The following is a 4,513-nucleotide window of genomic DNA, read 5'->3' as shown; positions in this document are numbered from 1 at the left end:
CGTCCTGTTCGCCATGCTCAAGAACCGGGAGCCCTACCGAGCACCCGCCCCGACGCCAGAACCCTCACCCATACCCCTCGCCGCTTGACGAGCAACATAGGGACACCCCCCGGCTCGAACGCGCCAGCACCGGACACCTCGCCCGCGAGTCCATCGCTTCCCGGGACTGTCGGACCCTCCGTCTAGTGTGGTCGCATGGCACTGGAGAGCTCCCCCGAACACCCCTTGGCTCTGGGGCATGTCGTCCAGCTCGTCAAGGGCTGGGTGGAGCGCTGCGGTGCCGTCTGGGTTGAGGGCCAGGTCATCCAGATCAAGCGTCGCGCCGGCTCCTCGACGGTCTTCATGGTCCTGCGCGACAGCACCGTGCAGTCCTCGGCGCAGGTGAGCTGCTCGACGGCCGTGCTGGATGCGGCCGGGCCGGTCACCGAGGGCACGACGATCACCGCCTGGGTGAAGCCCACCGTCTGGAGCAAGAACGGCTCACTGAGCTTTGACTGCCGCGAGATCCGCATCGCCGGTGAGGGACGCCTGCTGGCCGAGCTGGAACAGCGCAAGCGGCTGCTGCAGGCCGAGGGCCTGTTCGATCCCGTCCGCAAGAAGCGGCTGCCCTTCCTGCCCCGTTCCATCGGCCTGGTCACCGGAGCCGGCTCCGCTGCCGAGCGCGACGTGCTCACCAACATCGCGCTGCGCTGGCCAGCCGCCCACGTCGAGGTCCGCCACGCACTGGTGCAGGGCCCGAAGGCCGCCGCCGAGGTGATGGCCCGGTTGGCCGAGCTGGATGCAGACCCCCAGGTGGAGGTGATCATCATCGCCCGCGGTGGCGGCGCCCTGGAAGATCTGCTGCCCTTCAGCGACGAGGGCCTCGTGCGCGCCGTCGCAGCCTGCCGCACCCCGGTCATCACCGCCATCGGACACGAGCCCGACGTCCCCATCGTCGACCTCGCCGCAGACCTGCGCGCCTCCACCCCCACCGATGCCGCGAAGCGCGTCGTGCCCGATGCCCGGGAGGAGTCCGAGCGGGTGCAGCAGGCACTGTCCCGGATCCGCGGTGCCATCGTCGGACGGGTCAGCACCGAGCAGCAGCAGCTGGACGCACTGCGCTCCCGCCCCGTGCTGCGCGACCCCGCCGGCAGCTTCGACATCCACTACGACCGGTTGGAGACGCTGCGGATGCGGCTCGACCACGCCATCGACCGGACCCTCTCCCAGCACGTCACCAGCCTGGAGCACGACGTGAGCCGGGTGCGGGCGATGAGCCCCAAGGCCACCCTGGAACGCGGTTACGCGATCCTCGCCGACGGCGAGGGCAATTCGGTCACCTCCATCACCGACGTCGACCTGGACGATGACGTGATGGCCTATCTCGCCGACGGCAAGCTCACCTTGGGTGTGCGGGCCGTCGACGACCCCACCGGCGTGCACAGCGCCACCATCGATGACTTCGCATTCGACGAGGAGCAGCCATGACCCCCAACCAGAACACCGCCCCCGGACCGCAGGGTGACGCGCCCGAGATGGGCTACGAACAGGCGCGCGAGGAGCTGGCCGAGGTCGTCCGCAAGCTCGAGTCCGGTGGCGTCCCGCTCGCGGAGTCGATGGCCTTGTGGGAGCGTGGTGAAAAGCTGGCGCTGGTCTGCCAGCAGTGGTTGGACGGGGCCAAGGCCAAGATCGACGCGGCCCGTCAGGCCAGCGTCGACGCGAATGCCTCCACGGCCTCATAGCTGGCATCGCCACAGACCACGGTGGTGGCCGGCTTACCCTTCTCCACCACATTGACCAAGCAGTGGCTTCGGCCGTCCTCGGTCACCATCCGTGTCCAAGTACGGCCGATGACCGTGGAGCTGCCCTCCTCGACGCCTTCACGCGTGACCGTCTTGACGAAGCCTGACTGGTTCGCGCCCGGACGCTGCTTCACCTCGAAGTAGACCTTCTCGGGGCTGAGCAGACCCAGCTGCAGCTCGTCCTGCTGATAGCGAGCGCGCACGGGCTTCCAGTCATCGGGCAGATTCGTCGGGGACAGCACCTGGAAGGGCGCCTTCTCCCGAGCGTTCTCAACCACGGTCTGCAGCGGCGCCACCGGCACCTCCGGCTCGTCGGGGATCCGGGAGAACATCACGTAGATCAGTGCCGCCGGCACCAGGATCACGGCAAGGGAGATCAACATGTCGCGGCCCGTGGCCCTCTGGTTACGCACCGCTGCATCCTACGGCCTCCCAGCGCGGCGGCCCACTTACTGGTTCGCCCGTTGGGCTCGGGACGGGCTGTTCCCGCCCCGAGCCCCGCACCACGGGCACATCCATGCGGGAGAATCAGATGCCGTCCTCCAGCATCTCGGTGACCAGCGCGGCGATCGGCGAACGCTCGGAACGGGTCAGCGTGACGTGTGCGAACAGCGGGTTGCCCTTGAGCCGCTCCACCACCGCCGCGATGCCGTCGTGGCGGCCGACGCGCAGGTTGTCGCGCTGGGCGACGTCGTGGGTGAGGACCACCCGGGAGTTCTGGCCGATGCGGCTGAGCACCGTGAGCAGCACATTGCGTTCCAGACTCTGCGCCTCGTCGACGATGACGAAGGCATCGTGCAGGGAACGCCCTCGGATGTGGGTCAGGGGCAGGACCTCCAACATGTCCTGGGCCAGGATCTCGTCGATCACGTACTTGTTGGTGACGGCACCCAGGGTGTCGAAGACCGCCTGCCCCCACGGCGCCATCTTCTCATTCTCGGTTCCCGGCAGGTATCCCAGGTCCTGCCCGCCGACGGCGTACAGCGGACGAAAGACCACCACCTTCTGGTACAGCCGTCGCTCCAGCACCGCCTCCAGGCCCGCGCACAGCGCCAGGGCGGACTTGCCCGTGCCGGCGCGGCCGCCCAGCGAGACGATGCCCACCTCCTGGTCCAGCAGCAGGTCCAGCGCGACCCGCTGCTCTGCCGAACGGCCGTGCAGGCCGAAGGCATCGCGTTCGGAGCGGATCAGCTTCACCTTCCCGTTGGGAAGCTTGCGTCCCAGGGCATTGCTGCCGGCATCGCCGTGCAGGACGAGGCCGGTGTGCGTGCAGAATTCGTCGGCCTCCAGGATTTCGGTCTCACCGTTCTCGTACAACTGGTCGATCAGCGAGTTGGGCACGCGCAGCTCCGCCATGCCCGTCCAGCCGCTCTCCACGGCGAGTTGGGCGCGGTACTCCTCGGCCTCCAGTCCCACCACGGATGCCTTGACCCGCATCGGGAGGTCCTTGCTGACCACGACGACGTCGTGCCCCTCGGCGGACAGGTTGATGGCCACCGCCAGGATCCGGGAGTCATTGTCGCCCAGTCGGAAACCAGCGGGCAGCCGCTCGGGGTCGGTGTGGTTGAGCTCGATGTGCAGGGTTCCGCCCTGCTCATTGACGGCCACCGGCTCGTCCAGGCGTCCGTGTTCCAGGCGGAGGTCATCCAGCAGGCGCAGCGCGGTGCGGGCGAAGTAGCCCAGCTCGGGATGGTGACGCTTGGCCTCCAGCTCGGCGATCACCACGATCGGCAGCACCACATGGTGCTCGGCGAAGCGCAGCAGCGCTCGGGGGTCGCTGAGCAGCACGGAGGTGTCGACCACATAGGTCTTGAGGGTGGTGCCGGCGTGGGTGGCGAGGGCCTGCTCGGTGGGCTTGAGCACGGGAGCTCCTTCATCGGTGAAGGGGCCGACCGGGCAGCCGACCCCTGTCTCGTTCAGGGAATCGGACCGCAGTCCGCAGGACGGCGACGTAGCAGCTCGAGGCCAGTGGCTCGCGGGCCAGTCACGGGTCCGTCCATGCCTTCACGCTACGACTCGCCCGGGGCCGGGGGCCGGTGCGACGAGCCAGCTTCATCCACTGTTCACCGCCCGGTTGCCGGCGTCATGTCACCCCATCACGGGACATTTGCGCGGCGGATGTGAAGCTCCGCTGAGGAGGCGAGCGATCCTCCGCCCTGGGCTGGGTTCTGTCTGACGGCCCGGCTAACGTCGCAGACCAGCACGCACGTCGAGCAGGGGGCCGACGCCCGTGCCTTGGGGGATTCATCATGAGCAACAGCATTGTCGAAGGTCTTCAGCTCGGTTGGGAAGACCAGCTACCGCAGGAGCAGTCCGTCTGCGTCCCGCTGCCCTGTTCCTTCCAGGAGCTGCAGCAGATCGTCGCGTCGATGGGCGCGAGCATGGAGCAGGCCGTCATCACCAGCGCCGGCCGGGCACAGGGGCGCGACGTCCTCCTGGTTCGCATCCCGCAGCCCGCTCGCGCGGCCGAGCTGGCCTCACGGGAGGTGCGGGAATTCGATCCGGCCGTTGGCAGCGACGATTGTCGCCTGTGCGGCCACGAGCTGGCACAACACGAGCTGGGCGTCACCTGCCCCCGTTGAGAGGGCGAGGGGCCCCGTGAGATCTGTCAGGGCCGGCTCCTAGGGTGGAGTCAGTGTCAGGGTGGTGGCACCGCGATGTGTCGCGGTGGTTGGATCCTGATCACCAGTCGTCTGACTCGTAGGGTGTTTGCCTTCGTGGCGTTCATGCGT

Annotated in this window: 5 protein-coding genes; 3 read left to right on the top strand and 2 right to left on the bottom strand. The window is 68.3% G+C overall.

Translation table 11 applies throughout. The features are described from left to right. Window positions 1–195 precede the first annotated feature (195 nt). Together xseA and ACTQ49_RS14765 are read left to right on the top strand one after the other, a co-directional pair. Window positions 196–1,467 carry an exodeoxyribonuclease VII large subunit gene (gene xseA / locus ACTQ49_RS14770; RefSeq protein ID WP_441828598.1) on the top strand — a complete coding sequence of 424 codons (1,272 nt, stop codon included), beginning with the start codon at window positions 196–198 and terminating at the stop codon, window positions 1,465–1,467. Beyond that, the gene (locus ACTQ49_RS14765; RefSeq protein WP_441828597.1) at window positions 1,464–1,721 is read left to right on the top strand and encodes an exodeoxyribonuclease VII small subunit; all 258 of its coding nucleotides are present in this window, start codon (window positions 1,464–1,466) and stop codon (window positions 1,719–1,721) included. Before xseA ends, ACTQ49_RS14765 begins: the two co-directional genes overlap by 4 nt. Here ACTQ49_RS14765 and ACTQ49_RS14760 read toward each other — a convergent pair. Together ACTQ49_RS14760 and ACTQ49_RS14755 are read right to left on the bottom strand one after the other, a co-directional pair. Further along, window positions 1,682–2,194, bottom strand: a complete 513-nt coding sequence (locus tag ACTQ49_RS14760) for a DUF4245 domain-containing protein (RefSeq protein WP_441828596.1) — start codon at window positions 2,192–2,194, stop codon at window positions 1,682–1,684. The genes ACTQ49_RS14765 and ACTQ49_RS14760 overlap by 40 nt on opposite strands. A 115-nt stretch (window positions 2,195–2,309) precedes the next feature. Beyond that, window positions 2,310–3,644, bottom strand: a complete 1,335-nt coding sequence (locus tag ACTQ49_RS14755) for a PhoH family protein (RefSeq protein ID WP_441828595.1) — start codon at window positions 3,642–3,644, stop codon at window positions 2,310–2,312. 386 nt (window positions 3,645–4,030) lie between these two features. Here ACTQ49_RS14755 and ACTQ49_RS14750 point away from each other — a divergent pair, with 386 nt between their 5' ends. Beyond that, a complete protein-coding gene (locus tag ACTQ49_RS14750; RefSeq protein WP_441828594.1) occupies window positions 4,031–4,363 on the top strand; it encodes a hypothetical protein in 333 nt (110 codons plus the stop codon). Window positions 4,364–4,513: the final 150 nt, after the last annotated feature.

This window comes from Luteococcus sp. Sow4_B9 (genome assembly GCF_052116585.1).
Classification (GTDB): Bacteria; Actinomycetota; Actinomycetes; order Propionibacteriales; family Propionibacteriaceae; genus Luteococcus.
The sequence above is the reverse complement of the archived record's forward strand: the minus strand, read 5'-3'. Positions and strand labels throughout refer to the sequence as shown.

Bases quoted from the DNA above. Each gene is read 5' to 3' on its own strand.
- xseA (WP_441828598.1), top strand. From the start codon at position 196: ATGGCACTGGAGAGCTCCCCCGAACACCCCTTGGCTCTGGGGCATGTC.
- ACTQ49_RS14765 (WP_441828597.1), top strand. From the start codon at position 1,464: ATGACCCCCAACCAGAACACCGCCCCCGGACCGCAGGGTGACGCGCCC.
- ACTQ49_RS14750 (WP_441828594.1), top strand. From the start codon at position 4,031: ATGAGCAACAGCATTGTCGAAGGTCTTCAGCTCGGTTGGGAAGACCAG.